The sequence below is a fragment of the Spirillospora sp. NPDC047418 genome, assembly GCF_040643275.1.
Lineage (GTDB): Bacteria > Actinomycetota > Actinomycetes > Streptosporangiales > Streptosporangiaceae > Spirillospora.
Map to the genome: position 1 here is coordinate 1 of NZ_JBEYTW010000064.1, position 25,691 is coordinate 25,691.

At 74.3% G+C, this 25,691-nt stretch carries 21 protein-coding genes, 1 tRNA gene and 1 pseudogene; 10 read left to right on the forward strand and 13 right to left on the reverse strand.

From position 1 onward, the window contains the following. Positions 1-146: 146 nt before the first annotated feature. Positions 147-1,595, reverse strand: coding sequence for an alpha/beta fold hydrolase (locus tag ABZ806_RS30835; RefSeq protein WP_500220942.1), 1,449 nt, complete (start codon positions 1,593-1,595; stop codon positions 147-149). A 212-nt stretch (positions 1,596-1,807) separates the two neighbouring features. On the opposite strand from ABZ806_RS30835, the gene ABZ806_RS30840 reads away from it, so the two are divergent. The 3 genes from ABZ806_RS30840 (at position 1,808) to ABZ806_RS30850 (ending at position 5,057) form a co-directional block, all read left to right on the forward strand. Further along, positions 1,808-3,217, forward strand: coding sequence for an aldehyde dehydrogenase family protein (locus tag ABZ806_RS30840; RefSeq protein WP_500220943.1), 1,410 nt, complete (start codon positions 1,808-1,810; stop codon positions 3,215-3,217). Positions 3,218-3,405: 188 nt separating this feature from the next. Beyond that, positions 3,406-4,155, forward strand: a complete 750-nt coding sequence (locus ABZ806_RS30845) for a hypothetical protein (protein WP_500220944.1) — start codon at positions 3,406-3,408, stop codon at positions 4,153-4,155. A 50-nt stretch (positions 4,156-4,205) separates the two neighbouring features. Then, positions 4,206-5,057, forward strand: a complete 852-nt coding sequence (locus ABZ806_RS30850) for a helix-turn-helix domain-containing protein (RefSeq protein ID WP_500220945.1) — start codon at positions 4,206-4,208, stop codon at positions 5,055-5,057. 54 nt (positions 5,058-5,111) lie between these two features. Here ABZ806_RS30850 and ABZ806_RS30855 read toward each other — a convergent pair whose 3' ends face one another. From ABZ806_RS30855 to ABZ806_RS30865, 3 genes are read right to left on the reverse strand one after another with little or no spacing between them, the layout of a single operon-like run. After that, positions 5,112-5,441 (reverse strand): DMT family transporter, encoded by a 330-nt coding sequence (locus ABZ806_RS30855; RefSeq protein WP_500220946.1) that lies wholly within the window; start codon positions 5,439-5,441, stop codon positions 5,112-5,114. After that, a complete protein-coding gene (locus tag ABZ806_RS30860; RefSeq protein WP_500220947.1) occupies positions 5,441-6,310 on the reverse strand; it encodes an LLM class flavin-dependent oxidoreductase in 870 nt (289 codons plus the stop codon). The genes ABZ806_RS30855 and ABZ806_RS30860 overlap by 1 nt, the downstream gene beginning before the upstream one ends. Positions 6,311-6,361: 51 nt before the next feature. Beyond that, positions 6,362-7,504 (reverse strand): helix-turn-helix domain-containing protein, encoded by a 1,143-nt coding sequence (locus ABZ806_RS30865; RefSeq protein WP_500220948.1) that lies wholly within the window; start codon positions 7,502-7,504, stop codon positions 6,362-6,364. Positions 7,505-7,633: 129 nt separating this feature from the next. On the opposite strand from ABZ806_RS30865, the gene ABZ806_RS30870 reads away from it, so the two are divergent. Further along, positions 7,634-8,428, forward strand: coding sequence for a class II aldolase/adducin family protein (locus ABZ806_RS30870; protein ID WP_500220949.1), 795 nt, complete (start codon positions 7,634-7,636; stop codon positions 8,426-8,428). A gap of 31 nt (positions 8,429-8,459) precedes the next feature. On the opposite strand, the gene ABZ806_RS30875 is transcribed toward ABZ806_RS30870, so the two are convergent. Both ABZ806_RS30875 and ABZ806_RS30880 read right to left on the reverse strand, forming a co-directional pair. After that, positions 8,460-9,896 carry an ATP-binding protein gene (locus ABZ806_RS30875; RefSeq protein ID WP_500220950.1) on the reverse strand — a complete coding sequence of 479 codons (1,437 nt, stop codon included), beginning with the start codon at positions 9,894-9,896 and terminating at the stop codon, positions 8,460-8,462. 49 nt (positions 9,897-9,945) lie between these two features. Continuing rightward, positions 9,946-11,592 carry an FAD-dependent oxidoreductase gene (locus ABZ806_RS30880; RefSeq protein ID WP_500220951.1) on the reverse strand — a complete coding sequence of 549 codons (1,647 nt, stop codon included), beginning with the start codon at positions 11,590-11,592 and terminating at the stop codon, positions 9,946-9,948. A 115-nt stretch (positions 11,593-11,707) separates the two neighbouring features. On the opposite strand from ABZ806_RS30880, the gene ABZ806_RS30885 reads away from it, so the two are divergent. Next, on the forward strand, positions 11,708-12,763 hold the full coding sequence (locus tag ABZ806_RS30885) for a Gfo/Idh/MocA family oxidoreductase (protein WP_500220952.1): 1,056 nt from the start codon (positions 11,708-11,710) through the stop codon (positions 12,761-12,763). Between the two features lie 85 nt (positions 12,764-12,848). Here the strand turns inward: ABZ806_RS30885 and ABZ806_RS30890 are convergent, their stop codons facing one another. The 3 genes from ABZ806_RS30890 to ABZ806_RS30900 all read right to left on the reverse strand — a co-directional run bounded on the left by ABZ806_RS30890 (position 12,849) and on the right by ABZ806_RS30900 (position 14,608). Beyond that, a complete protein-coding gene (locus ABZ806_RS30890) occupies positions 12,849-13,868 on the reverse strand; it encodes a coiled-coil domain-containing protein (protein WP_500220953.1) in 1,020 nt (339 codons plus the stop codon). A 202-nt stretch (positions 13,869-14,070) separates the two neighbouring features. Then, positions 14,071-14,511, reverse strand: a complete 441-nt coding sequence (locus tag ABZ806_RS30895; RefSeq protein ID WP_500220954.1) for an HNH endonuclease — start codon at positions 14,509-14,511, stop codon at positions 14,071-14,073. A gap of 26 nt (positions 14,512-14,537) precedes the next feature. Continuing rightward, positions 14,538-14,608: transfer RNA gene (locus ABZ806_RS30900), tRNA-Asn, on the reverse strand. A 380-nt stretch (positions 14,609-14,988) separates the two neighbouring features. Here ABZ806_RS30900 and ABZ806_RS30905 point away from each other — a divergent pair. Beyond that, positions 14,989-15,090, forward strand: a pseudogene (locus tag ABZ806_RS30905) (PLP-dependent transferase); the annotation flags it as partial. Between the two features lie 1,353 nt (positions 15,091-16,443). Here ABZ806_RS30905 and ABZ806_RS30910 read toward each other — a convergent pair. The 4 genes from ABZ806_RS30910 to ABZ806_RS30925 form a co-directional block, all read right to left on the reverse strand. Beyond that, positions 16,444-17,418 carry a GNAT family N-acetyltransferase gene (locus tag ABZ806_RS30910; RefSeq protein WP_500220955.1) on the reverse strand — a complete coding sequence of 325 codons (975 nt, stop codon included), beginning with the start codon at positions 17,416-17,418 and terminating at the stop codon, positions 16,444-16,446. Between the two features lie 68 nt (positions 17,419-17,486). Further along, on the reverse strand, positions 17,487-18,470 hold the full coding sequence (gene meaB / locus ABZ806_RS30915; protein ID WP_500220956.1) for a methylmalonyl Co-A mutase-associated GTPase MeaB: 984 nt from the start codon (positions 18,468-18,470) through the stop codon (positions 17,487-17,489). Next, positions 18,467-20,665 carry a methylmalonyl-CoA mutase gene (gene scpA, locus ABZ806_RS30920; RefSeq protein WP_500220957.1) on the reverse strand — a complete coding sequence of 733 codons (2,199 nt, stop codon included), beginning with the start codon at positions 20,663-20,665 and terminating at the stop codon, positions 18,467-18,469. The genes meaB and scpA overlap by 4 nt, the downstream gene beginning before the upstream one ends. Beyond that, a complete protein-coding gene (locus ABZ806_RS30925) occupies positions 20,662-22,485 on the reverse strand; it encodes a methylmalonyl-CoA mutase family protein (protein ID WP_500220958.1) in 1,824 nt (607 codons plus the stop codon). Before ABZ806_RS30925 ends, scpA begins: the two co-directional genes overlap by 4 nt. 130 nt (positions 22,486-22,615) lie before the next feature. On the opposite strand from ABZ806_RS30925, the gene ABZ806_RS30930 reads away from it, so the two are divergent. The 4 genes from ABZ806_RS30930 (at position 22,616) to ABZ806_RS30945 (ending at position 25,554) form a co-directional block, all read left to right on the forward strand. After that, positions 22,616-23,794, forward strand: a complete 1,179-nt coding sequence (locus ABZ806_RS30930; RefSeq protein ID WP_500220959.1) for an acyl-CoA dehydrogenase family protein — start codon at positions 22,616-22,618, stop codon at positions 23,792-23,794. Between the two features lie 115 nt (positions 23,795-23,909). Further along, entirely contained in the window at positions 23,910-24,119 is a 210-nt protein-coding gene (locus tag ABZ806_RS30935; RefSeq protein WP_500220960.1) for an HGxxPAAW family protein, read from the forward strand. 2 nt (positions 24,120-24,121) lie between these two features. Further along, positions 24,122-24,316, forward strand: a complete 195-nt coding sequence (locus ABZ806_RS30940; protein ID WP_500220961.1) for a hypothetical protein — start codon at positions 24,122-24,124, stop codon at positions 24,314-24,316. A gap of 113 nt (positions 24,317-24,429) precedes the next feature. Continuing rightward, a complete protein-coding gene (locus tag ABZ806_RS30945; RefSeq protein WP_500220962.1) occupies positions 24,430-25,554 on the forward strand; it encodes a carboxylate-amine ligase in 1,125 nt (374 codons plus the stop codon). The last annotated feature ends 137 nt before the right edge of the window (positions 25,555-25,691 follow it).

Sequence of the window (25,691 nt, forward strand, 5' to 3'; positions counted from 1 at the left end):
CCGCCCGCTCGGCGCGGGCGCGGGGGCGGCTGCGGCGCCCGCGGCGCCCCCCCCGCCCGGCCGGGCGCCGGGGGGGGGCCCGCGCGGGGCGCCGGGCGGCGACGAGCCGCGGGGCGCCCGTCCGCTTCCGGGCGAGCCGCCGGTGGTCAGCCGTTGAGGAATCGGTAGACGGCCTCGCGGCCCTGCGTCCCGCGTTCGCGGTTCTGGATGGAGTGCGCGGCGCCCTTCACCACGACGAGCCTGCCGCGCGGGGCGCGGCCGAGCTCCTCGCGCGCCCATTCCAGCGGCGTGGACAGGTCGCGGTCGCCGTTCAGCAGGAGGACGGGGACGGTGATCTTCGTCCGGTGCGGCTCGGCCGTGTGCCGCGACCAGGGCCAGTGCAGGCACTCCTGGACGAACCCGCCGCCGACGGCGGTGTCGGCGGTGAACGGCCAGGTGGCGCGGGCGGGAAGGTGCCGGCGCGTCCGCTCGAGCGCGGCCGGGCGCCGGGCGGGCGCGGTCTCGGACGTCCCCCAGGGGAAGTGGCCGTCGCCGCAGATCGTCGCGATGTGCAGGCCGGAGCTGTAGTGGGTGACGTCGTCGCCGCCGGAGTTCATGATCTGCAGCAGCCGGTCGAGCCGGGCCGGATCCCCATGGCGGGCCTCATGGACGGCGGCCACCGCGTCGCCCCAGCCGTTCGGCAGGGAGTTCTCGTCCCGGTAGGTCGGGTCGAGGAACTCGTAGGACACCAGCATGTCCCAGATGAGGACGGCGTCGTCGCGGTGCCGGGCGAGCCAGGCAAGGTCCTCCGCCGGGTCGAACCCGCAGGCGGGCGCGGCCTCGCAGGCGTCCCGCAGGACGCGGGCGGTGGCCCGCAGGCTCGTGAGGTAGAGCATGTCGTCGCCCTGCGGGTCGGCGTGCGGCAGCACGGAGTCCAGGACCAGCCTGCTCACGTGCCGCGGGTACCGGACGGCGTAGCTCGCGCCGGTCATGGTGCCGTAGGAGACGCCGTCCACGGTCATCTTCCGCACGCCGAGCGCCTGCCGCAGCAGCTCGAGGTCGCCGACGGTCTGCTCGGTGGTGAAGTAGTGCCGCCGGTCCCCGAGGACGCCCGCGCACTCGGTGACCGCCCCGGGCGCGGGCGGCTCGATGTCGCTGCTGCCGACCTCCGCCTGCAGCCTCGGGCAGTCGATCGCGCCGAACTCGCCCGTGCCGCGCTGGTCGATCATGACGAACCGGTAGTTCCTCGTGAGCTCCGGCATCCGCGCGGAGATCCCGTCGATGAACGGGACCCCGGGCTGGCCCGGCCCGCCGGTGAGGAAGAGCAGGATCCCCTTGGGCGCGCCGGCGTTGTCCGCCATGGCCACCTGGAGCCTCAGGGAGCCCTTGCCGGGACGGCGGTGGTCGAGCGGGACGGTCAGGAACGCGCAGGTGAACCCGGTCTTGCCCGCGCACGGGTGCGGATCGGCCAGCCGAGGCGCGGACGCGGAGGACGCGGGCGGTGCCGGCGGGGCCGGCGAGGGCGGGGACGCTGTGGGTGCTGCGGCCGCCGTCGCCCCGCCGGATGCGGCGAGGGCGAGGGTGAGGGCGAACACCGCGGTGAGACGTGATCGCATGTGATGATCATCACTCGGTTCCGCCGCGCGGGCCGGGATCTCGCCGGATCCGGCCACCGGCGCGCCGCCCGCCCGGGTCCGGCTCCGGCCGCGTCCGGGCCGGTCCCGAGGCCGGTTCCGGGGCGGTTCCGGGGCGCGGGACCTCGTCAGGCAGGCCGCGAAGGTGAATACTGAATCTGATTCGGTAACCCCCCTGAAGCGGAGGATCAACGGTGTCCGAGAACTTCTCGATGACCATCGACGGCGCGGCCGTGGACGCGCCTGGCACCTTCGGGGTGATCAATCCGGCGACCGGCGAGGTGGCCGAGCAGGCGCCCGACGCCTCCAGGGAGCAGCTCGACGCGGCGATGGCCGCGGCGCGGGCCGCCTTCGCCGAGTGGCGCCGCGACGAGTCGGTGCGGCGCAAGGCGCTGCTCGCGGCGGCCGACGTCATGTTCGCCCGGTCCGAGGAGATCGGCCGCATCCTGACCCTGGAGCAGGGCAAGCCGCTCGCCGACGCGACCATGGAGGTCGTCGGCGCCGGCGTCTGGCTGAAGTACTTCGCCGAGCTGGAACTGCCCCGCGAGGTCATCCAGGACGACGCCAGCGCGCTGGTCGAGGTCGTCCGCCGCCCGATGGGCGTGGTCGCCGCGATCACGCCGTGGAACTTCCCGCTGCTGCTCGGCGTGTGGAAGATCGCGCCGGCGCTGCTCGCGGGCAACACGCTCGTGCTCAAGCCGTCCCCGTTCACCCCGCTGTCCAGCCTGAAGCTCGGCGAGGTGCTGCGCGACGTGCTGCCGCCCGGCGTGCTGAACGTCGTCACCGGCGGCGACGAGCTCGGCGCGTGGATGACCGCGCACGACGTCCCCCGCAAGATCAGCTTCACCGGCAGCGTCGCGACCGGCAAGCGCGTCGCCGCCGCGGCGGCCCCCGACCTCAAGCGCGTGACGCTGGAGCTCGGCGGCAACGACCCGGCGATCCTGCTGGACGACGCCGACCCGGCCGCGGTCGCCGACCGGCTGTTCGGCGCCGCGTTCCAGAACAACGGCCAGGTCTGCTCGGCGATCAAGCGCGTGTACGTGCCGGAGGCGCTCTACGGCGACGTGGTCGACGCCCTCGCCGAGCGGGCGAAGGCCGCCAAGGTCGGCGACGGCATGGACGAGGGCGTCCAGTACGGGCCGATCAACAACAGGCCGCAGTACGAGCGGGTGTCGGAGCTGGTCGCCGACGCGATCGCGGGCGGCGCCCGCGCGGCGGCGGGCGGCGGGCCGGTCGACGGGCCGGGCTACTTCTTCGAGCCCACCATCCTCGCCGACATCGAGGACGGCGCCCGCATCGTGGACGAGGAGCAGTTCGGCCCCGCGCTGCCGATCGTGAAGTACACCGACGTCGAGGAGGCGCTCGCCCGCGCCAACGGCACCCACTTCGGGCTGTCCGGCTCGGTGTGGGGCACCGACGCCGACCGGGCCGCCGAGATCGCCGGGCGGCTGGAGTGCGGCACCGCCTGGGTCAACACCCACCTGGCTCTCGCCCCGAACCAGCCGTTCGGCGGGTTCAAGTGGAGCGGCGTCGGCGTCGAGAACGGGCCGTGGGGCCTCTACGGCTTCACCGAGCTCCAGGTGATGCACCGCTCGAAGCTCTGAACGCCCCTCGGTGAGGGCCCGGCGCGGACGCCGGGCCCTTACCCGTCCCGCCCGCGTATTACATGAGCGGAAAGTCACGACTTCGAGTCCGGAAAGTGACATGGCCACTACTGGTGGTCGGCTCCTGGAATGGGACACTTTCTGAGCGGGGGCCGTGGAGACCGCACCGCGACCTGTGAGGGAGCCGCATGCAGACGTGGGACGTCATGCGCCAGGACGATCTCGGGAACACCTTCCACGTGGCCTCCCACGACTCGCGCATAGCGGCGTTGGCGCAGGTCCTGGCGATGGAGAGCGGCGTCGCGCACAAGCAGACCTACTGGGTCGAGGGCCCGCCGGGGCCCGCCGTCCGCACCAACCGCGACCTGTACCTGGTGTTCCTGTACCTCGGTCAGGAGGCGCGGGCGGCGTCCTGGTCGCTGTCGGCGTTCCTGCGGTCCCTGTGGAAGGTCGGCGCTCCGCTGAGTGACCGGGCCCGGCTGGAGGCCGACGACGTGGCGGCGATGTTCGCGGCGGCGTCCACCACCCCGCCCGCCGACGTCGACCCGGCGTGGAGCGTCAAGGACCTGTCGCTGCCCGGCGCCGAGCCGGACGGGTACGCCGACTGGGAGCGGGTCCTGCTGTCCCAGATCGCCGACCTGGAGGACTTCCTCGTCCATCCCCCGGGCCCGCAGGCCCGGTTCGGCGTGGACGCGCCCCGCCCGCCCGGCTCGGGCGCCCGCGCCACCCCGGCCCGCTGGTACAACTTCGACCCGGCGACGTACCTGGAGTGCGCGGTCGCCGGCAGCCTCGGCGGCTGGGACGCCGCCGACGGCGCCCGCGTGCCGCTGCCGCCCCGGCCCGGGGAGCCGCCCGCGCGCTCCTACGTCCGCACGATCACCACCATGACCTGGGACGACCTGGCCCGCATCGCGGTGTGCGGCCAGGTGTACGAGTAGCCCCGGTTCCGTCCCCGGCCCTGTCGGACCCGCGTGGTAGGACTGGGGGCATGAGCGACAGGCCGGTCGAACTGGCCGACCGGGACGGCTGGTGGCGGGCGCGGGGGCGCCCGCATCCAGCGCTGCGCCCGTTCCTGCGCTCCTACGACGGCTACTGGGAGACGGCCGCCGTCCCGTCCCGGATGCGCACGCTGCCCACCCGCACCACCGTCGTGATCATCAACCTGGGCCCGCCGCTGTACCTCGAGGTCCCCGACCCCGGCGTCCGCGACCGGGAGTACGGGTCGTTCGTCGCCGGGATGCACGACGGCCACGGCATGTACGTGAGCCCCGGCGGGCAGCGCGGCATCCAGCTCGACGTGACGCCGCTCGGCGCGTACACGCTGCTCGGCGTCCCGATGGCCCACCTCACCAACGCGGCGGCCGAGCTGCCCGACGTGCTCGGCCGGGAGGCGGGCGCGCTGGTCGACCGGCTCGCCGGCGCCCCGTCCTGGGCCGCGCGCTTCGACCTCCTGGACGGCTTCCTGCTGCGCCGCCTGGACGCGGGCCCCGCCCCCGACCGGGAGGTGGCCCGGGCGTGGCGGCTGCTGGACGGCGACCCCGCCGTCACCGTCGCCGACCTCGCCGCCGACGTCGGGTGGAGCCGCAAGCACCTGACGAACCGGTTCCGCGAGCAGGCGGGGCTGCCGCCCAAGGTGATGGCGCGGGTGCTCCGCTTCCGGCGCGCGGTCGGGCTGCTGACCGGCGGCGCCGGGTTCGCCGAGGCCGCTTCCGCCTGCGGCTACTACGACCAGGCGCACCTCAACCGGGAGTTCCGCGCCCTGTCGGGCTGCACCCCGACCGAGCTGGTCGGCGGGCAGCTCGAGCAGCAGCGCGCAACCACCCTCGCCGAACCCGCCTGACCCGAGCCGCCTGACCCCAGCGCCTGACGCGGCGCCGCCTGACGCGGGCCCGGGTCAGCCCTGGTGGACGCCGCCGCCGAGGTTCATCACGACGACCCCGGCCACGATGATCACCGCGCCGGCGATCGTGGCGGGCCTGAGCTGCTCGCCGAACAGCAGGACGCCGCCCGCGAACGCGCCGATCGTGCCGAGCGCGGACCAGATCGCGTAGACCGGTCCGACGTTCAGCGAGGTCAGCGCCTTGGCCATGAACACGAACGAGATCAGGTACCCGGCGACCACGATCAGGGACGGCCACAGCTTCGTGAACCCCTCGGAGGCCCGCATCGCCAGCGTCGCCGTCACCTCGAACGCGATCGCGAACCCGAGCAGCACGAACGGCATCAGCGCGCCTCTCCGTACTCGGCCGCGACCGCCTCGAACACCTTCATGTCGGCCTCCCACGGCGTGCCGGGACGCGGCCAGTGCAGCACGATCTCGGTGATGCCGAGTTCCGCGTAGCGTCCCGCGAGGTCGGCGAACGCGCCCGGCGACGCCAGCCACGGCTCGTCGGTGAACCCCGTCATGAAGATGAGGTCGTCGAGTTCGCGGCCCTCCGCCTCGCACGCCGCCCTGAGCGCGGCGAGCCGGGTCCGCACGACGTCGTGCGGCTCCCTGTCCTCCGCGCCGCCGCCGGTCACCCATCCGGTGCCGTGCCGGGCGGCGACCCGCATGCCGCGCGGCCCGTCCCCGGCGACGACGAACGGCACCCGGGGCCGCTGGACGCAGCCGGGCTCCTCGATGACGTCCCGCGCGGTGTAGTAGTCGCCCTCGAAGGACGTCTTCGGCCCGGTCAGCAGCCGGTCGAGCAGCTCCACCCATTCGGCGAAGCGGGAGGCGCGCTCGCCGGGCATCCACGCCTCGCCGCCGAGGACGCCCGCGTCGGAGGTGCGCCGCGTGCCGCCCGCCCCGATGCCGATGGTCGCCCGCCCGCCGCTCACGTGGTCGATCGTCTTGATCGCGTGCGCGGTGGGGACGGGATGCCGGAAGTTCGGCGAGGTCACCAGCGTGCCGATCCGGATCCGCGAGGTCACCGCGGCGACGGCGGCCAGCGTCGTGTACGCGTCGTACCACGGGGTCGTGCCCCGCCAGGCGAGGTGGTCGTAGACCCAGGCGTGCCGGAACCCGAGGTCCTCGGCGCGCCGCCACAGCTCCCCCGCCTCGGGCCAGGACTGCATCGGCCACATCACCGTGCTGATCTTCGGTGCCGCCACCGCTCCTCCGCTCTCATCACGTCTCGTCGCTCGGTCAACGTCCGCACCCGATCATGCCGTGGACTCGGCGATCCACCGGTGCAGGGCCCACCACCAGTGCGCGGTCCGCGCCACCGCCGCGCCGCCCGCCGGGTCGGACAGCGGGCGGCCGGTCAGCTCCCGCAGCCGCCGGATCCGGTACTTGACGGTGTTCCCGTGGACGTGCAGCGCCGCCGCCGTCGGCTCGATCCGGCCGCCGTGGTCGAGGTAGGCCAGCGCCGTCTCCGCCAGCTCCAGGTGGAACGGGTCGTCGCGGTTCAGCCCGGCCAGCAGCGCGGCGGCGAGCAGGCCGCCGAGCTCCGGCTCGGCCTCGGTGGCGGTGAGCAGCGCGAGGTCGGCCAGCTCCCGCAGGCCGGTGAGCCCGGCACCGGCGCCCGCCCGCAGCGCCCGGCGCCCCAGCCCGTACATCGGCGCGACCTCGGCGGGCGGCGCGGGCGGCGCGGCCACCAGCAGCGGGCCGGGCCGAGCGGCGCCGGGCACCGGTTCCGGCAGCCGGGCGGCGAGGGCGGCGAACCGGCCGTCCACCAGCCCGCACAGGGCGGGCCCGGCGGCGCCCAGCTCCGTCTCCAGCCGCGCCGCGACCGCCGGGTCGCTGACGTCGGACACCACGCAGTGGTACGCGGCGGCCGGGTCGAGCGGCGCGCCGACCGGGACGGCCTCGCCGTGCAGCAGCTGCCGCAGCAGCTGGACGCGGGCCTCCCGCGCGGTCCGGGCCGTCTCCAGCTCGGTGACCCGGTGCGCGTGCACCATCCGGTGGACGAGCGCGGTGGTGATCTCGTCGATGCGGGTCACGCCGTCCAGCAGCACGGCGTCCGGCACGCCCCGGCGGCGGCCCTCCGCGACGAGCATCCGGACGAGGTGGGCGCGGCCCGCCTGGAAGCCGTCCAGGAACGCCGCGACCGGCACCCCCTGCCGCGCCCGGTCCGAGCCGAGCCGCTCCGCCGCCGCGAGGACGTCCGCGCCGGGACCGCCGTCCTCCAGCGCGGCCAGCACCCCCTGCACCAGGGCGCGGACGTGCCGCCTGGTCTCCTCCTCGGGCAGCGCCGCGACCAGCTCCGACCGCCCGCGCGCGGCGCGGACCGTCGCCTCCAGCACCCCCGGGTCGCCGCTGCGCTCGATCAGCAGCCGCAGGAACCGGTCGCCCGTCACCTCCATCCCTGCATTCTGCCGCGCCGTTGTCCCGTCCGGACAACCGGGCGCGGGGCGGTTGGGCCGCTCCGGTCTAGCCGCGCACCGCCGCGATGGTGTTCGGTTGGGGGAGGACGAGCCTGAGGAGTAGCGCCGATGTCCGACGAGGACGAGTTCCTGGAGAAACTGCCGACCGACCTGATCTTCCGGCTGCCGCCCGCGTTCGACAACGTCGAGGACGAGCGCCGGCACCGCAAGGAGCGGCTGACGGCCGCGCTGCGCATCTTCGGGAAGTTCGGCTTCGAGGAGGGCGTGGCGGGGCACATCACCGCCCGCGACCCCGGGCGCACCGACCACTTCTGGGTCAACCCGTTCGGGATGTCGTTCAAGCACATCAAGGTCAGCGACCTGATCCTGGTGAACCACGAGGGCAAGGTCGTCGAGGGCCGCTACCCGGTCAACGAGGCCGCGTTCGCGATCCACTCCCAGGTGCACCAGGCGCGCCCGGACGTGGTCGCCGCCGCGCACAGCCACTCCACCCACGGCCGGGCGATCTCCGCGCTCGGCCAGAAGCTGGAGCCGATCACCCAGGACGTGTGCGCCTTCTACCAGGACCACGGCCTGTTCGACGACTACACCGGCGTCGTCACGGATCTGGAGGAGGGCAAGCGCATCGCCGCGGCCCTCGGCGGCCACAAGGCCGTCATCCTGCGCAACCACGGGCTGCTGACCGTCGGCGACACCGTGGACGCCGCCGCCTGGTGGTTCATCACGATGGAGCGCTCCTGCCAGGTGCAGCTCCTCGCCAAGGCCGCCGGCGAGGTCGTGCCGATCGAGCACGACAACGCCGTCCTGACGCACGAGCAGATCGGCAACGACCTGGTCGGCTGGATCAACTACCAGCCCCTCTACGACCAGATCACCCGCGAGCAGCCCGACCTGTTCGAGTAGGCCCCGGCGCCGGCCCGCCGGAACTCCGGTCCTAGGGAGCGGAGCCGGCGGAGTCGGCGGAGTCGGGCTCGGTGAGCGGGAGGAGCACCTGGAAGCGGGTGTCGCCGGGCAGGGAGGACACCACCCGGAGGTCGCCGCCGTGGCGGCCGACGACGATGCGCCAGGAGATGTCGAGGCCGAGGCCGGTGCCCTCCCCCACCGCCTTGGTGGTGAAGAACGGCGTGAAGATCCGGTCGAGGTTCTCCTCGGGGATGCCGGTCCCGGTGTCGCCGATCTCCACCAGCGCCTGATCGTTCTCCCGGGCGGTCCGGACGGTGAGGGTGCCCGACCCGCCCATCGCCTGCAGCGCGTTGACGATCAGGTTCGTCCACACCTGGTTCAGCTCCGCCGCGTAGACCGGGACGGGCGGCAGCGACTCGTCGTAGTCGACCTTCACCGTCACGTCCGGCCCGAACTTGCGCTTGAGCATGGTGAGCGTGCTGTCCAGCAGCTCGCGCAGGTCGGCGCGCTGGTAGGCGGCCCGGTCGAGCTGGGAGTACTGGCGGGCCGAGTCCAGCAGCGCGGTGATGCGGCCCATCGCGTCGGAGATCTCCGCCTGCAGCTGCGCGACCTCCAGCACCTCGGCGAGCCAGCGCATCGCCGCCGGGAGGTGCCCGCCGGCCGCGCCCGCGACCTCCTCGGCCTGCTCGATCCCGATGCCGGCGGAGACCAGGCCGGGCGCGAGGTCCCATGCCTCGCCGACGCCGTGCTCCTCCAGCCAGTCGCCGAGCTCGTCCTCGGCGTCGCTGACCTCCAGGGGGCTGCGGCGGCCGCCCGGCGGCGCGGGCAGCTCCGGGCGCAGCGACACGAGCGCGCTCAGATGCGTGCAGTCGACGCCCTGCGCGGCGAGGTCGGCCAGCGTCCGCTGCGACGCCAGCAGCCGGTCGCCGAGCTCGGCGCTGGCCCGCGCCGCCGCCGCGGCCGGATTGTTCAGCTCGTGGGTGAGCCCGGCGGTGAGCGTGCCGAGCGCGGTGAGCCGCTCCCGCTGGTCCACGATCCGCCGCGCGTTGGACATCCCGAAGAAGATGCCCTCCAGCAGGTGCGCGCCCATCGGGAACCACTTGCGGACGGCCTTGGAGAACTTGCGGGCCGGCAGCCGGAACACCCGCGCCGGGGCGGTCGCCCGCAGCGTGTGCTGGTACTTCTGCTCGATCTTGTCGCCCAGGTACGCCTGCACGGCGCCGCCGTAGGTGCCGCGGCGGGCGGTCCGGCTGACCTCGACCGCGTGCCCCCGCACCGTCTGGGTCATCACCATCTCGCCGTCCAGCAGCACGTACAGGAACTCCGCGGCGTCGCCCTGCGCGCAGATCACGCCGTCCGCGGGGAACTCCTCGACCGTCCCGCACTCCGACAGCCAGCCGAGCTTGTCCTCATCGAGGGACTCGAAGAGGAACAGCCCCCGCAGCTCTTGCGCCGACGCGGTGCTCATGCCCGCTCCCTTCGGGGGGCGGCCCCCCGGCACCCCCGGCTCGCTTCGCTCATGCCTGCTCCAGATAGCGGTGGACGAGGGCGACGGCCATCGCGCCGTCGCCGACCGCCGAGGCGACCCGCTTCATCGACTCGGCCCGGACGTCGCCCGCCGCGAACACGCCGGGCACGCTCGTCTCCAGGTGGTAGGGCTGGCGGGCGAGCGGCCAGCGCGCGGGGCGGCGGCCCCCGGCGACGAGGTCGGGCCCGGTCAGCAGGTAGCCGCGCGGGTCGCGCTCGACGAGGCCGTCCAGCCACGCGGTGCCCGGTTCGGCGCCGATGAACACGAACAGCCAGTGCGCGTCGATCGTCTTCTTGCCGCCCGGCCAGGCGAACGTGAGCCGCTCCAGCCGGTCGGCGCCCTCCGCCGCGCACACGGTCTTCCCGGTGTGGACCTCGATGTTGGGCGTCGCCTCGATCTGCTCGATCAGGTAGTGCGACATCGACCGCTCCAGGCCGTCCGCCCGGACGATGATGTGCACCTTGCGCGCGTACCGGGCGAGGTACACGGCGGCCTGCCCGGCGGAGTTGGCGCCGCCGACGATGGCGACCTCCTCGTCCTTGCACTCCGGGGCCTCGGTGAGCGCGGCGCCGTAGTAGACGCCGCGGCCGACGTAGTCCTCCACGCCCTCGGCGTTGAGGCGCCGGTAGGAGACGCCGGTCGCGAGGATGACCGCGTGCGCGGCGATCTCCGTGCCGTCCGACAGCCGCGCCACCCGCGCGGTGCCGCGCGCCTCCAGCGCGGTGACCTCCCCGGCCTGCAGCAGCTCGGCGCCGAACCGGCCGGCCTGCCGGCGGGCCCGGTCGGCGAGCTGCGCCCCGGTCACCCCGTCGGGGAAGCCGAGGTAGTTCTCGATGCGGGAGCTCTGCCCGGCCTGGCCGCCGAGGGCGTGCCGCTCGACGACGACCGTCCTCAGCCCCTCCGACGCGCCGTACACGGCCGCGCCGAGTCCGGACGGGCCGCCGCCCACGACGATCAGGTCGTAGAACCCGGTCGACGGGGTGCTGGACAGCCCGATCGCGGCGGCCAGCTCGGTGTCGGACGGCGCCGACAGCGTGCCGCCGTCGGGCTTCACCACCAGCGGCAGCTCCGGGCATCCCGCGGCGGCGATCAGCTCGGCGCCCTCCTCGTCGGTGTCCATCACCCACGTGTAGGGCACCTGGTTGCGGGCGAGCAGATCGCGGACCTCGTAGCAGCGGGACGACCAGCGGTGCCCCACCACGCGCAGCTCGCCGGGCGGGCGCCGGTCGGTGCGCGCCCACGCGTCCAGCAGCTCGTCGATCACCGGGTAGAACTTCTCCTCCGGCGGGTCCCACGGCTTCAGCAGGTAGTGGTCGAGGTCGACGTCGTTGATCGCGCGGATCGCCGCGTCGGTCTCGGCGTAGGCGGTGAGCAGGACGCGGCGCGCGAACGGGAACAGGTCCATCGCGTGCTCCAGGAACTCCACGCCGTCCATCCCGGGCATCCGGTGGTCGGCGAGCAGCACGGCGGTGTCCTCGCCGCGCAGCCGCAGCTCGCTCAGCGCGTCCAGGGCCTGCCGGCCCGATTCGGCCCGGACGATCCGGTACGACTCGGCGTACCTGCGGCGCAGGTCCCGCGCGACGGCCCGGGACACCCCCGGGTCGTCGTCGACGGTCAGCAGCACTGGTTTGGGCACGCGTCCCCCTCAATCGCCAGAACCCCGATGAAATCCTACGTGGCCCGCGCCACTCCGGCACGTCCCGGCACCCCCGCGTCCCGGCGGCCGCCCCGCCATCGGTCATGATCGGTGCATGGACCTGCGTGTTGCGCTGATCGGATACGGCACCGGCGGCTCGGTGTTCCACGCCCCGCTGATCGCGTCCGTCCCGGGGCTGCGGCTGGCCGCGATCGTCACCCGCGCGCCGGAACGGCAGCGGGCCGCCCGGGAGCGGTACCCGGACGCGGACGTCGTGGACGGCACCGACCGGCTGTGGGGGGCGCCGGGCGGCTACGACCTCGTCGTCGTCTCCGCGCCGAACCGGCAGCACGTCCCGCTGGCCCGGTCGGCGCTGACCGCGGGCGTCCCCGTCGTCGTGGACAAGCCGGTGGCGGCCTCCGCCGCGGACGCCCGCTCGCTCGCCGCGCTCAGCGCCGTCCGGGGGCTGCCGGTGTTCCCTTACCACAACCGCCGCTGGGACGGCGACTACGTCACCGCGGCCCGCCTGATCGCCTCCGGCGCCCTCGGCGACGTCCAGCGGTTCGAGTCCCGCTTCGAACGCTGGCGGCCCGAGGTGAAGGAGAGCTGGAAGGAGAGCACCGATCCGCGCGACGCGGGCGGCATCCTGTTCGACCTGGGCTCCCACCTCATCGACCAGGCGGTCACCCTGTTCGGGCGCCCCGCCCGCGTCTACGCCGAGATCGACACGCGCCGCCGCGGCGCCGCCGCGCCCGACGACGTGTTCCTCGCCCTCACCCACCGCGGCGGCGTCCGCTCGCACCTGTGGATGAGCGCGACCGCCGCCCAGCTGGGCCCGCGCCTGCGGGTGCTCGGCGGCCGCGCGTCCTACACGGTCTCCGGCATGGACCCGCAGGAGGCGCAGCTGCACGCGGGCCTCACCCCGAGGGACCCGGGCTACGGCATCGCCGACCCGGAGTCGCGCGGCCTGCTCGGCACGCCCGGCGGGACGGCCCCCGAGCCGACCGCTCCGGGCGCCTACCAGGAGTTCTACGCGGGCGTCCTGCGCACTCTGCGCGACGGCGCGCCGCCGCCCACGACCCTCGCCGACGCGATCACGGGCCTGGAGGTCATCGAGGCGGCCGCCCGGTCCGCCGCCGAGGGCACCACCGTCGAACTCGGCGACCAGTAGCGCGGCCCGGCGACCGCGATCGGCGGGGCGCAGGGCTCCGCGACGCCGTACGCCGTCCCCGGGCCTCTCACCCCGCCCGCGCGGGTCAGAGGACGGAGACGTGGACGTGGTCGTAGTGGTTCTGGGTGATGCTGCCGCGGTCCTCCATCTGCCGCCAGCCGCCGCTGCCGCGCATGTCGTAGATGCGCTGCTTCCAGATGACGTACTTGATGCCGAGGCGGGAGGCGTTGTCGATGACGTACTGGGCGACCTGGTCGCCGTGCGCCTGGGCGGAGGCGCTCGGCATCTTGCCGCCGGTGCTCTCCATGAAGTCGCAGGCGGTGCCGGAGCCGTGGTCCTGCGGGTCGCCGGGGCGGGCGCAGCCGATGGTCGGGAACGGGCCGAATTTTCCGTCGACCGCCAGCAGCACCGTGCGCATCCGGGCGGTCATCGAGTTGCCGACGATCGGGGACTTGGCGCCGCTGACCCCGTCGGGGCGTCCGCCGCCGCTGACGGGCGCCTTCGTCACCTCGGGCTTGTACTTGGCGAGCAGCTTCTTCACCCGGGTGCGCTGGCCCTCCAGGTCGTCGATCTCCTTCTCGACGGCCGCCAGCTTCTTCTTCGCCGTCTCGTGCGACCGCGCGGCCTCGGCGGTGAGGGCCTGGAGGCTCTCGACGCGGCGGCCGTTGTTGCGGCTGATGTGCTCGATGACGGCGGCGTCGTGGACGGCGGCGCCGGGCTCGGCCGCGGAGATCATCGGGATCATGTCGAGCCGGCCGGTCATGTAGGTGGTGGCGGCGAGCCGGGCGACGCCCTCGCGGGCGGCGTCGTACTCGCGGTCGGTCTTCGCCGCGTCCGCGCCCGCGCGCTCGGCGGACTTCTTCGCCTCCTCCAGGGAGACGAGCTCGCCCCGGTACTCCTTGGACAGCTTCTCCGAGCGCGCCTTGAGCTTGGCGTACTCCTTCTTCAGATCCTTGGGCTCCTGGGGGAGCCCCGCGGCGCTCCCGGACACCGGCGGCAGCGCCGCCGACACGCCCACCGCGAGGGCGAGCGCGGTCAGGCGCCGCGCCACCGTGCGCTTGCGCGGCGTACGGGCCGTCCCGCCGCCTGGATCGAGGGCCGCCACAGATCTCTCCTAGATAACAAAGCTCAAGATTGGCGGCACGCTACCACAATCGCCCATTCAGCCTCAGAGGCTTCGGAAATCTCAGATACGCACACAGGGTCACACGGGGCCTACCGGAGCCGGGCACACGGTACAAGACGCCGGAGCCGGGTCGCCACGTGGCGACCCGGCCCCGTCCCCCGCACACGCCCGCGAGGCCCCCTCACACGCCCACGAGCTCCTCCCAGCGCGGCACCCGCGGCCGCGACGGCAGCCGCAGCCCGGCCTCGGCGACCGTCCGGTCCCCCTTGCGGTTGTTGCACTTCCCACAGGCCAGGACGGTGTTCTCCCAGGTGTCGCCGCCGCCGCGCGACCGCGGGTGGACGTGGTCGATGGTGTTCCCGCGCCTGCCGCAGTAGCAGCAGCGGCCGCGGTCGCGCAGGTACACGCCGCGCTTGCTCCAGGGCGGGCGCCTGCCGTGCCGCCAGCGCATCGCGACGTACCGGACGAGCCGCAGGACCCGCGGCACCGGGAAGCGGCCGAAGGTCCGGCCCTCCTCCGCCTCCTCGACGACCGCCACCCCGCGCACCAGCATGCGGATGGCGTGCCGCAGGTCCACCCTTTGTAAGGGCTCGTACGACGCGTTCAGGACGAGCACGTTCACCGGGTCACCTCCTTGCCCGTGTGCCGCTCCCCCGCCAGGATTCGAACCTGGATATCCGCATTAACAGTGCGGCGTTCTGCCGTTGAACTACGAGGAAATACTCCGGCAATTCTTCACCCTCCCGGGGATTCCCCCGGAAGACCCCCTAAGAATGCCGATCCCCACCTCAGAACGCCAACGCATTTTCACCCCGCCACCCGGTACCGAAGGCGGCGAACCGAACGTCCCGCAGCCCCCCACCACCAACCCACCGCCGAACCGGCCACGCGCTCCGCCAGGCGGTAGCCGACCGCACCGCCGAGGCAATGGCCGGCCGCACCGCCGGGACGGTGACCAGCCGCTCCGCCGAAGGCGGCGAACCGGACGCCGCGGAGCCCTCCGCCACCGCACCGCCGTCGAACCATTTCCGGATCGGGCGGCCGGTCCGCCGGGGCGGTGGCCGGTCGGCGGACGGTCAACCGGGCGCCGCGGAGCGGTGCGGCGGTCGCGCACGACGCGGGCACGCTGCTCGCCGTCGACAACACCTTGGCCTCCCCGTACCTGCGGCGCCCGCTGGAACTCGGCGCGGACGCGGTCGTGGGGGCCGGGGCGGGTTTCGGGGTCAGTCGGGTGGGGTTGGGCGGATCAGTTTCGGCATCGCTCTTGCGGCGGACCCGCTCCACCAGGTGTCGTCGTCCTCGGATGCGGGGTGCGCCTCGATCGCGGCCGGGCAGTCGGGGCAGCCGCTGTCCGTCCAGCCGAGCCGGACGCGGGCGGCCTCGGCGGTGTTCGCGGGTTTCGGGGCGCCCCAGAAGTTCATCACGTCCGCCCCACTGACAAATCTCTCGGCGTGGATCTCGCGCGGCCCCCCGCCGCCGCCCCCTCCCGAGCCAGGCCGCCTGCTCGGCGAACAGCTGCCACGCCAGACCACGGGCCAGGTTCGCGGCGGTGAGCATGCTCCCGTAGGGGACGCGCCGCACCGCCACCTCCGGCAGCCCGAACCGGTGCAGCCCCGCGGTCTCCGCCCTGGCGCGCGTCGCGTCGTCCGGTTCCAGGGTGATGTAGACCGGCGCCCAGTCGCGGCCGAGGACGAACCGCCCCGGTTCGGCGGGCGGGCCGTCCTCGGGCGGCAGGATCCGGCCGGAGTCCAGGTCGGCGACCGTCCCGCGCACGGCGGCGGCGAGGACCCGTGCGGTGAGCCGGGCCGCCTGCGCGCCGCGCGGCCGGCCGTCCGGTGCCGTGGCCGCCGTGACCGTGATGTGCCGGGCCGCCCCGAACACGTCCCGCAGCCGCTCGGGCGGCCCGCCCAGCCGGTGCAGACGCTCCTTCAGCTCCCCGGTGACCTCGGTCACCGGCTCGACCGTCAGCCGCCCCGATCCGAGAAGCCCCGCCGCGACCCGGCCCGGCCCCCGGTGGCCGACCGCGTCCCGCAGGTAGCCCGCCCCCGGGACGGCGCGCGCGTCCGTCGCGACCAGGAACCGCGCGGTCACCACGCCGGGCACCGTCAGCACGAACCGCTCCTCCATGTCCCGCCCCTCCGCCGAGGCACGCCCGCTCCGGCCTGCCGACGCCCCCACCCTGACCCCCACGCCACCCCGACCGCCCCGGAACGCGAACCTGTGGATAACCCACGCCGACGCGCCCGCTGGACGGCAGTGCCACGGTTCAGGGGCGGCGTGACACGCCCCCGGTGGCCGCAGGGGGCGGCCGCGAAAGGCTCCTGACGTCCCGCACATACGCCGGCGCAGGGTGGTGGGGTCGAGGGTCGGGGTAGCGCGACACGGCCTCGGCGGCCACAGGGGCGGCTGCAAAAGGCTCCTGACGTCCCATACGGACGCCCGTGCGGGGTGGTGGGGGGTTCAGGGGTGGCGCGACACGGCCCCCGGTCGCCGCAGGGGGTGGCCGCGAAAGGGTTCTGGCGTCGTGTACGCGCGACGGTGGGGGATGGCGGGGTCAGGGGAGGGCTGTTATGGCGGCCTGGTATTCCAGGGACTCGCGTTCGGTGCGGAAGCCCAGTTCCTCGTTGACGGCGATCATGTGCGCGTTATCGCCTGAATTGTCTGTTTCTATTTCCCGGACGTCGGGGCGTTCGCGGGTCAGCCAGGCCAGCATCGCGGCCTTCACCCAGATGCCGATGCGGCGGCCGCGGTGCTCGGGTACGACGGCCGTGTCGTACTGGGCGGCCCGGCCGGCCGAGTCGTGCGGGACGACGATCTCGGTGAAGCCCGCGATCGTGCGGCCGTCCAGGGCGGCGACCGTGTAGAGGTCGTCGCCGCGCTTGGCGACGACCTCGGCCATCTCGCGGACGCGGTCGGCGTCCCAGACGGCGCCCTCGTACTCGGCGAGGTCGGCCATGGCGTGCTTGGCGCGGGCCAGCGCGGTCGCGTGCCCGTCCGGCACCATGCCCTGCCAGCGGACGAGGTCGTACCCGGCGGGCGCGCCGGCCAGGAGCCGGGTGACGCGGTCCGGGGGGACGTCGTCCAGGCGCAGCAGCATGCCGCGCAGGGTGAGCACGCACTCGAACCCCTGCGATTCCAGGAACGGCACGGCCGGGGTCCCCGCGAGGACCTGCGCGATCACGCTGGAGCACCCGTCGGCGCGCATCCCCTCGGCGGCGGCGGTCAGGAGTTCGCGGCCGATGCCGCGGCGGCGGTACCCGGGACGGACCTGGACGTCGATCTCGCCGGGACGGCCGGTGCCGGGCTCGCCGGGCAGCCGCAGCGCCGCGACCGCGACCAGCCGTCCGCCGTCCGCCGCCGCCCAGAGCCGCTGCCGCGAGCCGGGCTCGGCCGACCGCAGCCGCCGCGCCGTGCCGGCCGGGTCCGGGGCGGGGTCCCCGGCCGGGTCGGCGGCGTGGACGGCCGCGAGCACCTCGTGCCACGCGCGGATCTGCGCGTCCGTCGGAGCGTCGAGCGCGATGACGTCCATCAGACTTTTGTACCGGATCCCGGCCCGCCGCGGCCGCGACCCCGGACATCCGGTGCCCGGAACCGGGGTCAGCCGTCCCGCGAGAACGCGGCCAGGATGCGGTCGGCGGCGAGGGCCGGGGTGAGGGTCCCGTCCGCGACCTCCCGCTCCAGCCCCGGCACGAGGCTCCGGACGCCCGGGTGCGCGTGCAGTTCGGCGAGCAGCCGGTCGTGCACCATCGCCCATGTCCAGCCGACCTGCTGGCGGCGCCGCCGGGCCTCCAGGCCGCCGGAGTCGCGCAGCCGCTCCTGGTGCTCGACGATCTGGCCCCACACCTCGTCCAGCCCGGTGCCCTCGCGGGCGCTGCAGGTGAGGACGGGGGTGTCGCGGACGCGTTCGTCGCTGCGCAGCATCCGCAGCGCCCCCGACAGCTCGCGCGCGGCGCGCTTGGCCTCCATCTTGTGGTCGCCGTCGGCCTTGTTCACCGCGATGACGTCGGCCAGCTCCAGCACGCCCTTCTTGATGCCCTGGAGCTGGTCGCCGGTGCGGGCGAGGGTGAGGAACAGGAAGGAGTCGACCATCTCGGCGACGGTCGTCTCCGACTGCCCGACGCCGACGGTCTCCACGAGGACGATGTCGTACCCGGCGGCCTCCATGACGACCATCGCCTCGCGGGTGGCCTTGGCGACGCCGCCGAGCGTGCCGGCGGTCGGGGAGGGCCGGATGAAGGCGTCCGGGTCGGCGGCGAGGCGCTGCATGCGGGTCTTGTCGCCGAGGATGCTGCCGCCCGTCCGGGTCGAGGACGGGTCCACGGCGAGCACCGCGACCCGGTGCCCCTCCCCGGTCAGCTTCGTGCCGAGCGCGTCGATGAACGTGGACTTGCCGACCCCCGGCACGCCGGTGATCCCGACGCGGCGGGCGTCCCCGGCGTGCGGGGTCAGCTCGACCAGCAGCCGCTGCGCGAGCTCCCGGTGGTCGGGACGGGTCGACTCCACGAGCGTGACCGCCCGTGCGATCCACGCGCGCGACCCGTCCCGCACCCCGGTCACGTAGTCGTCGAGCCCCGGCCTCACGGCGAGACGTGCCCCAGCCGCGCGGTCAGCTCGTCGAGCAGTCCGGTCGCCGCGTCCGCGAGCACGGTGCCGGGCGGGAAGATCGCGGCGGCGCCGGCGGCGCGCAGCTCGTCGAAGTCCTGCGGCGGGATGACGCCGCCCACGACGATCATGATGTCGGCGCGGCCGAGCGCGGCGAGCTCCTCGCGCAGCGCCGGCACCAGCGTGAGGTGGCCGGCGGCGAGGGAGTTGACGCCGACGATGTGCACGTCGGCCTCGACGGCCTGCCGGGCGACCTCCGCCGGGGTCTGGAACAGCGGGCCCACGTCGACGTCGAAGCCGAGGTCGGCGAAGCCGGTCGCGATCACCTTCTGGCCGCGGTCGTGGCCGTCCTGGCCCATCTTGGCGACGAGGATGCGGGGGCGGCGGCCCTCGGCGTCCTCGAACGCGGCGGCCGCCGCGCGCGCCTTCTCGATCGCGGTCACCTGGCCCGCCTCCTCCCGGTACACACCGGAGATCGTACGGATCTGCGCCGCGTGCCGCCCGTACGCCTTCTCCAGGGCGTCGGAGATCTCGCCCACGGTGGCCTTGGCGCGGGCGGCGCCGATGGCGAGCGCGAGGAGGTTGTGGTCCAGCCCGGACGCGCGGGTGCCGTCCTCGGCGGCCCCGGCGGCACGCGTCAGCGCCTCCAGCGCGGACCGGGTCGCGGCCTCGTCGCGCTCCTCCCGCAGGCGGCGCAGCTTGTCGATCTGCTGCGCCCGGACGGAGGCGTTGTCGACCTTCAGGACCTCGATCTCCTGCTCGGTGTCCGGGCGGTACTTGTTGACGCCGATGACGGGCTGCCGCCCCGAGTCGATGCGGGCCTGCGTGCGCGCCGCCGCCTCCTCGATGCGCAGCTTGGGCAGCCCCTCGTCGATCGCCTTGGCCATGCCGCCGGCCTGCTCGACCTCGCTGATGTGGCCCCAGGCGCGGCGGGCGAGGTCGTAGGTGAGCCGCTCGACGTAGGCGCTGCCGCCCCACGGGTCGATGGTGCGGGTCGTCCCGGACTCCTGCTGCAGGAGCAGCTGGGTGTTGCGGGCGATGCGGGCCGAGAAGTCGGTCGGCAGCGCGAGGGCCTCGTCCAGCGCGTTGGTGTGCAGCGACTGGGTGTGGCCCTGCGTGGCGGCCATCGCCTCGATGCAGGTGCGGGCGACGTTGTTGAAGGCGTCCTGCGCGGTGAGGGACCAGCCGGACGTCTGCGAGTGGGTCCGCAGCGACAGCGACTTGGGGTTGCCCGGGTCGAACTGCCGCACGAGCTTCGCCCACAGCAGCCGCGCGGCGCGGAGCTTGGCGACCTCCATGAAGAAGTTCATGCCGATCGCCCAGAAGAACGACAGCCGCGGCGCGAACGCGTCGATGTCGAGGCCGGCGTCGCGCCCGGCGCGGATGTACTCGACGCCGTCGGCGAGGGTGTAGGCCAGCTCCAGGTCGGCGGTGGCCCCGGCCTCCTGGATGTGGTAGCCGGAGATCGAGATGGAGTTGTACTTCGGCATCCGCTGCGAGGTGAACGCGAAGATGTCGGAGATGATCCGCATCGACGGCTGCGGCGGGTAGATGTAGGTGTTGCGGACCATGAACTCCTTGAGGATGTCGTTCTGGATGGTCCCGGCGAGGGCCTCCGGCTTCACCCCCTGCTCCTCGGCGGCGGCGATGTACAGCGCCAGGACGGGCAGGACGGCGCCGTTCATGGTCATCGACACGCTCATCCGGTCCAGCGGGATGCCGTCGAACAGCTGGCGCATGTCGTAGATGGAGTCGATCGCCACCCCGGCCATGCCGACGTCGCCCGCCACGCGCGGGTGGTCGGAGTCGTATCCGCGGTGGGTGGCGAGGTCGAACGCGACCGACAGGCCCTTCTGCCCGGCCGCGAGGTTGCGGCGGTAGAAGGCGTTGGACTCCTCGGCGGTGGAGAACCCGGCGTACTGGCGGATCGTCCACGGCTGGGTCGCGTACATCGCCGGGTAGGGGCCGCGCAGGTACGGCGCGATGCCCGGCAGGGTGTCGAGGAAGTCGAGCCCGGCCAGGTCGTCGCCGGTGTAGAGCGGCTTGACGCCGATGCCCTCGGGCGTGTCCCAGGTCTCGGCGTCGCCGTCGGGGACGGCGGCGCGCCAGCGCTTGGCGGCCTCGTCGGCGGACGGCGCCGCTCCGAGCTCGATCTCGGTGAAGTCGGGGATCATTCGTTCACTCCCAGATCGTGGAGGGCGGTCTCCAGGACACCGATCGCGTCGCATCCGGCGTACACGTTGGCGTCGACCCCCTCGTACGTTCCCTTACCCGCGAGCCAGACCTTCACCGCGCCCGCCTCGCGCAGGATCCGCGCGGCGTCGGCGGCCCGCTCCGCGTACAGCCCGTCGCTGGAGCAGACGCAGGCAACGGTGGTGCCGGACGTCCCGAACTCCTCGGGGGCCCCGGTGACGGTCTCGATGCCGCCCGCCTGGAAGAGGTTGGCGGCGAAGGACGCGCGCGCCGTGTGGACGGCGATGGGCCCGAGCGTCGCGAGGAACACCTTGGGGCGTTCACCGGTCGCGTCGAGGTGGGCGTCGGAGCGGTCCCGCAGTGCCTCGAAGTCCTGCGCGTACGCCACGACCGGGAGGCCGCCGCCGGGCCGGGCCGGTGCGGGGTCGCGCGCGGGCGGCGTCTCGGCGAGGTTGGGGAACTCGCTGACGCCGGTGAGCGGTGCCCTGCGCCGGGCGATGTCCGCGCGGCGCCGCGCCCAGGTCGCGGCGATCCGGTCGGCGACGAGCCCGGAGCCGAGCGCGGCGCCGAGGCCGCCCGCCTTCTCGATCCCGGTGAACCACGACCACGCGGCCCGCGCGAGGTCCTCGGTGAGGCTCTCGGCGTACCAGGAGCCCCCGGCCGGGTCGACGACGCGGGCGAGGCTCGACTCCTCCAGCAGGAGGGTCTGGGTGTTGCGGGCGATGCGGCGGGCGAAGCCGTCCGGCAGCCCGAGGCGGGCGTCGAACGGCTGGACGGTGACCGCGTCCGCGCCGCCCACGCCGGCCGCGAACGCCGCGATGGTGGTGCGGAGCATGTTCACCCACGGGTCGCGGCGCGTCATCATCGCCGACGACGTGACGGCGTGGATCCGCGCGGCCGTGCCGTCGGCGGCGCCGCTTACCTCGGCGACCCGCGCCCACAGGCGGCGCAGGGCGCGCAGCTTGGCGATCGAGGAGAACTGGTCGGCGTTGACGGCGAGGCGGAACTCGATCTGCCCGAACGCCTCGTCCACGCTCAGCCCGGCGCCGGTCAGGGCGCGCAGGTAGGCGACGCCGGCGGCGACGGCCGCGCCCAGTTCCTCGGCGTCGCTCCCGCCCGCGTCGTGGTAAGGGGTGCCGTCGACGGTGATCGCACGCAGCTTCGGGAACTCGCGGGCGCACCGGACGGCCAGCGCGGCGGCCCCGTCCAGCGATCCGGCGGCGCCGGTGCGGGCCTGCAGCCCGAGCGGGTCGGCGCCGAGGCTCCCGGACGCGTCGGCGGCGTTCCCGCGCTCGGTCACCAGGGCGAGGAAGGCGTCCGCGGCCTCGCCCGCCGCCGCGCCCGCGTCGAGCACGACGGGCGCGAGGTCGAGCAGGACGCCGCGCAGCGCGTCCGGCAGGCCGGCCACCGGCAGGCCGCCCTCGCCGAGCCGCAGCCAGACCGAGGTGGCGCCGTTCTCCAGGTCCGCGAGAATCGCCTCGCGGGCCGCGGCCGGGTCGGCGCCGGCGTGGCACTGCCGGACGTCCCATCCGGCGAGGCCCTCCCCGTCCGGCCGGACCTCCCGGACGTAGGGGGCCAGGCCGGGCCGTCCGTGCGGGGCGTCGCCGCGCGTGTAGAGCGCCGCGACCGGCACCCCGTCGTAGGACTCGCGGGTCAGCAGACCCTCGATCTCCTCAAGGGGGGTGTCGTCGGTCGCCGCGCCGGACTTGCGCAGCACCCCCTTCACCATCTCCCGCCACCGGTCGCGCTCGGCCGGGGGGAAGGCGGCGGCCAGTTCGAGTTCCTCAGGCGGCACCGTCATGCCCAGGATCGTAGGCGAGCGACCGAACGCCGCTCTGAATCGGGTCCCGGTGACCAGAAATCCGGGACGGCCCGGCCCGCCGCCAACCGGCGCGCCGGTTAGCGGCGCGGCGTCCGGGAAGAGCACGCCCATGACCTTGGATGCGCTCCCCGGCGACCTCTACCGCATGCAGGATCTCCTCGACGAGCGGGAGAAGGAGATCGTCGGGCGGGTGCGCGCCTTCCTGGAGTCGAAGGTCGCGCCGATCGCGAACGACTGCTGGGCGCGGGCCCGGTTCCCCTTCGACCTGATCCCGCAGTACGGGGAGCTCGGCATCGCCGGCCTCGCCTACGACGAGTGCCCCGGCGAGAGGCCGAGCAGCCTGCTCACCGGGTTCCTCGCGATGGACATGGCGCGCGTCGACCCGTCGATGGCCACCTTCTTCGGCGTCCACACCGGCCTCGCGATGGGCAGCATCGGCCGGTGCGGCTCCCCCGAGCAGCGCGAGCGGTGGCTGCCCGCCATGGGGCGGATGGAGAAGATCGGCGCGTTCGCGCTCACCGAGCCCGAGGGCGGCTCGGACGTCGCGCTCGGGCTGCGCACCACGGCGCGCCGCGACGGCGACCACTGGGTGCTGAACGGCGCGAAGCGCTGGATCGGCAACGCCACGTTCGCCGACCACACCGTCGTCTGGGCGCGGGACGAGGCCGACGACCAGGTGAAGGGCTTCGTCGTCGCCGCGGGGACGCCGGGGTTCACCGCCACCCCGATCGAGAACAAGATCGCGCTGCGGACCGTCCAGAACGCCGACATCGCGCTCACCGACTGCCGGGTGCCCGAATCCGACCGGCTCGCGGGCGCGAACAGCTTCAGGGACACCGCGGCGATCCTGCGCCGGACCCGCAGCGGCGTGGCGTGGCAGGCCGCCGGGGTGATGCTCGCCGCCTACGAGATCGCCCGCGACTACGCGGTGGAGCGCGAGCAGTTCGGCCGGCCGATCGCCAAGTTCCAGCTCGTCCAGGACCTGCTGGTCAAGATGCTGGGCAACGCGACGTCCTGCCTCGGCATGGTGGTGCGGCTCGCCCAGCTGCAGGACGACGGCCTCTACCGCGACGAGCACTCAGCGCTCGCCAAGGCGTACTGCACCACCCGGATGCGGGAGGCCGTCGGCTGGGCGCGCGAGCTGATGGCGGGCAACGGGATCGTCCTCGACTACGGCATCGGCCGGTTCGTCGCCGACGCGGAGGCGCTGTACTCCTACGAGGGCACCCGGGAGATCAACACGCTGATCGTCGGCCGGGCCGCGACCGGAATGGGCGCGTTCGTGTGATCCGCCCCTCCCCCGGGACGATCTAGGAGGCACCCCGGAAGCCCCACCGGCCAGGGGCGTTGCTAGAGTCGGCGCCGTACCGCCCCACCGGATCCTTGCAGAGGTAGAGCAGCACATGTCGACTGGCAGCCACGCCGGGCGCCCGAAGTCCTGGGTCGCCGTGGCCATCATCTTCGTCGGTTTCGTCGTCGGCGGTGTCGGCATCACCCTCGGGCCCGACTGGGTCGTGACCGGAATCGGCGCCGCGGTGATCGTGATCGGCGGGATCTTCGCGCTGGCCGTCGACATCATGAGCGACGTCGTCGCGGACGGACCCGGGCACTAGCCATGTTCGGCCGCCCTCCGCTGGAAGAGCGGATCGCCGCCCGGCAGCGCGAGCTCGGGCCCCTCAAGCCCGGGAAGGTCTTCCCGCACGCGCCCGCCAAGATGCTGTTCTTCTTCGGCATCGCCGTGGTCGTCATCACGCACGTCATCGCGCTGTCGATGTACTTCTTCGACCCGGGCCCGAGCACCGCCCCCTGACCCCGGCCGGCGGGTCGGTGGGTCGGCGGAGGGTCAAGAAGATCCATTACCACCGTTTACGGACGGACCGCCACGTGCGGGCGCGGCGGCGCCGACGTACGGTCGAGGGAAGCGTGGCCGGCTGCGTCGCCCCGAGACCGAGGTGGTGGACCACCCTGCGATTCGGAGTCGAGGAAGAGTACTTCGTCGTCGATCCCGTCTCCCGGGAGGTCGTCCCCCGTGCCCCCGCCGTGGTCCGGCGGGCCGGGGCGGCGCTGGGCGAGCGCGCCTCCACCGAGCTGGTCGCGTTCCTCGCCGAGGCCAAGACCTCGCCGTGCCACGACCTCGGCAAGCTCCGCGAGCAGATCCGCGCGATGCGGGCCGCGATGGCGGCCGCGGCGGCGGCCGAGGGCGTCCGGCTCGCCGCCACCGGCACGCCCGTGCTGGGCGAGGTGGTCCCGGCGCCGATCGGCGCCGGCCCCCGCTACGCCGAGAGCCTGGCCGTCTACCGGGGGCTGGACGACGAGCAGAGCATCTGCTCGTGCCACGTCCACGTCGAGATGCCCGACCGGGAGCGGGCCGTCCAGGTCGGCAACCACCTGCGGCCGTGGCTGCCGACGCTGCTGGCGCTGACGGCGAACTCGCCGTACTGGGCCGGCCGCGACACCGGCCACGCCTGCTGGCGGGCGATGGCGTGGGCGCGCTGGCCGGTGGCGGGCCCGCCGCCGTTCTTCGCCTCGGCCGCCCACTACGACGACCTCGTCGGGACACTGCTCGGCTGCGGCGCCCTGCTGGACACCGGCACGGTCTTCTGGGACGTCCGGCCGTCGGCGCGGCTGCCCACCGTGGAGGTCCGGCTCGCCGACGTCGCCCCGACCAGCGCCGAGGCGGCCGTCTTCGCCGCGCTGGTCCGGGCGCTGGTGCGGGTGTCGTCCCGGGCGGTGGAGGCCGGGGAGCGGGCGCCCGACCCGCCGCAGGAGATGCTGCGCGCGGCGTACTGGCTGGCCGCGCGGGACGGCCTCGCGGGCCGGGGCGTGGACGTGTGCACGGGCCGTCCGGCCGGCTTCCGGGAGCAGGCCGGCGACCTGCTGGCGCATGTGCTGCCCGCGCTCGGCGACGCCGGGGAGGCGGCGTTCGTCACCGCCGGCGTCTGGCGGCTGCTCGCCGGCGGGACGGGCGCCGACCGGCAGCGGGCCGCCTACCGCAGGCGCGGCCGGCTGGCCGACGTCGTCGACGCGGCGCTGCTCCCGGGCCGGTGAGCCGCCGGGCGCCCCCGCGGTGCGAAAAGACAATTTTGCACATTTCCCCCGTTTTCCCCGGTCAGGCGTGGGTACCACTGGTCTGAACCAGTCATCGCTGACGTCGGGGGACGCCACCATGGGCCCGTCTCGCACCG

Bases quoted from the DNA above. Each gene is read 5' to 3' on its own strand.
- ABZ806_RS30835 (WP_500220942.1), bottom strand. From the start codon at position 1,595: ATGCGATCACGTCTCACCGCGGTGTTCGCCCTCACCCTCGCCCTCGCC.
- ABZ806_RS30845 (WP_500220944.1), top strand. From the start codon at position 3,406: ATGCAGACGTGGGACGTCATGCGCCAGGACGATCTCGGGAACACCTTC.
- ABZ806_RS30850 (WP_500220945.1), top strand. From the start codon at position 4,206: ATGAGCGACAGGCCGGTCGAACTGGCCGACCGGGACGGCTGGTGGCGG.
- ABZ806_RS30855 (WP_500220946.1), bottom strand. From the start codon at position 5,441: ATGCCGTTCGTGCTGCTCGGGTTCGCGATCGCGTTCGAGGTGACGGCG.
- ABZ806_RS30865 (WP_500220948.1), bottom strand. From the start codon at position 7,504: ATGGAGGTGACGGGCGACCGGTTCCTGCGGCTGCTGATCGAGCGCAGC.
- ABZ806_RS30870 (WP_500220949.1), top strand. From the start codon at position 7,634: ATGTCCGACGAGGACGAGTTCCTGGAGAAACTGCCGACCGACCTGATC.
- ABZ806_RS30875 (WP_500220950.1), bottom strand. From the start codon at position 9,896: ATGAGCACCGCGTCGGCGCAAGAGCTGCGGGGGCTGTTCCTCTTCGAG.
- ABZ806_RS30885 (WP_500220952.1), top strand. From the start codon at position 11,708: ATGGACCTGCGTGTTGCGCTGATCGGATACGGCACCGGCGGCTCGGTG.
- ABZ806_RS30910 (WP_500220955.1), bottom strand. From the start codon at position 17,418: ATGGACGTCATCGCGCTCGACGCTCCGACGGACGCGCAGATCCGCGCG.
- scpA (WP_500220957.1), bottom strand. From the start codon at position 20,665: ATGATCCCCGACTTCACCGAGATCGAGCTCGGAGCGGCGCCGTCCGCC.
- ABZ806_RS30925 (WP_500220958.1), bottom strand. From the start codon at position 22,485: ATGACGGTGCCGCCTGAGGAACTCGAACTGGCCGCCGCCTTCCCCCCG.
- ABZ806_RS30930 (WP_500220959.1), top strand. From the start codon at position 22,616: ATGACCTTGGATGCGCTCCCCGGCGACCTCTACCGCATGCAGGATCTC.
- ABZ806_RS30935 (WP_500220960.1), top strand. From the start codon at position 23,910: ATGTCGACTGGCAGCCACGCCGGGCGCCCGAAGTCCTGGGTCGCCGTG.
- ABZ806_RS30940 (WP_500220961.1), top strand. From the start codon at position 24,122: ATGTTCGGCCGCCCTCCGCTGGAAGAGCGGATCGCCGCCCGGCAGCGC.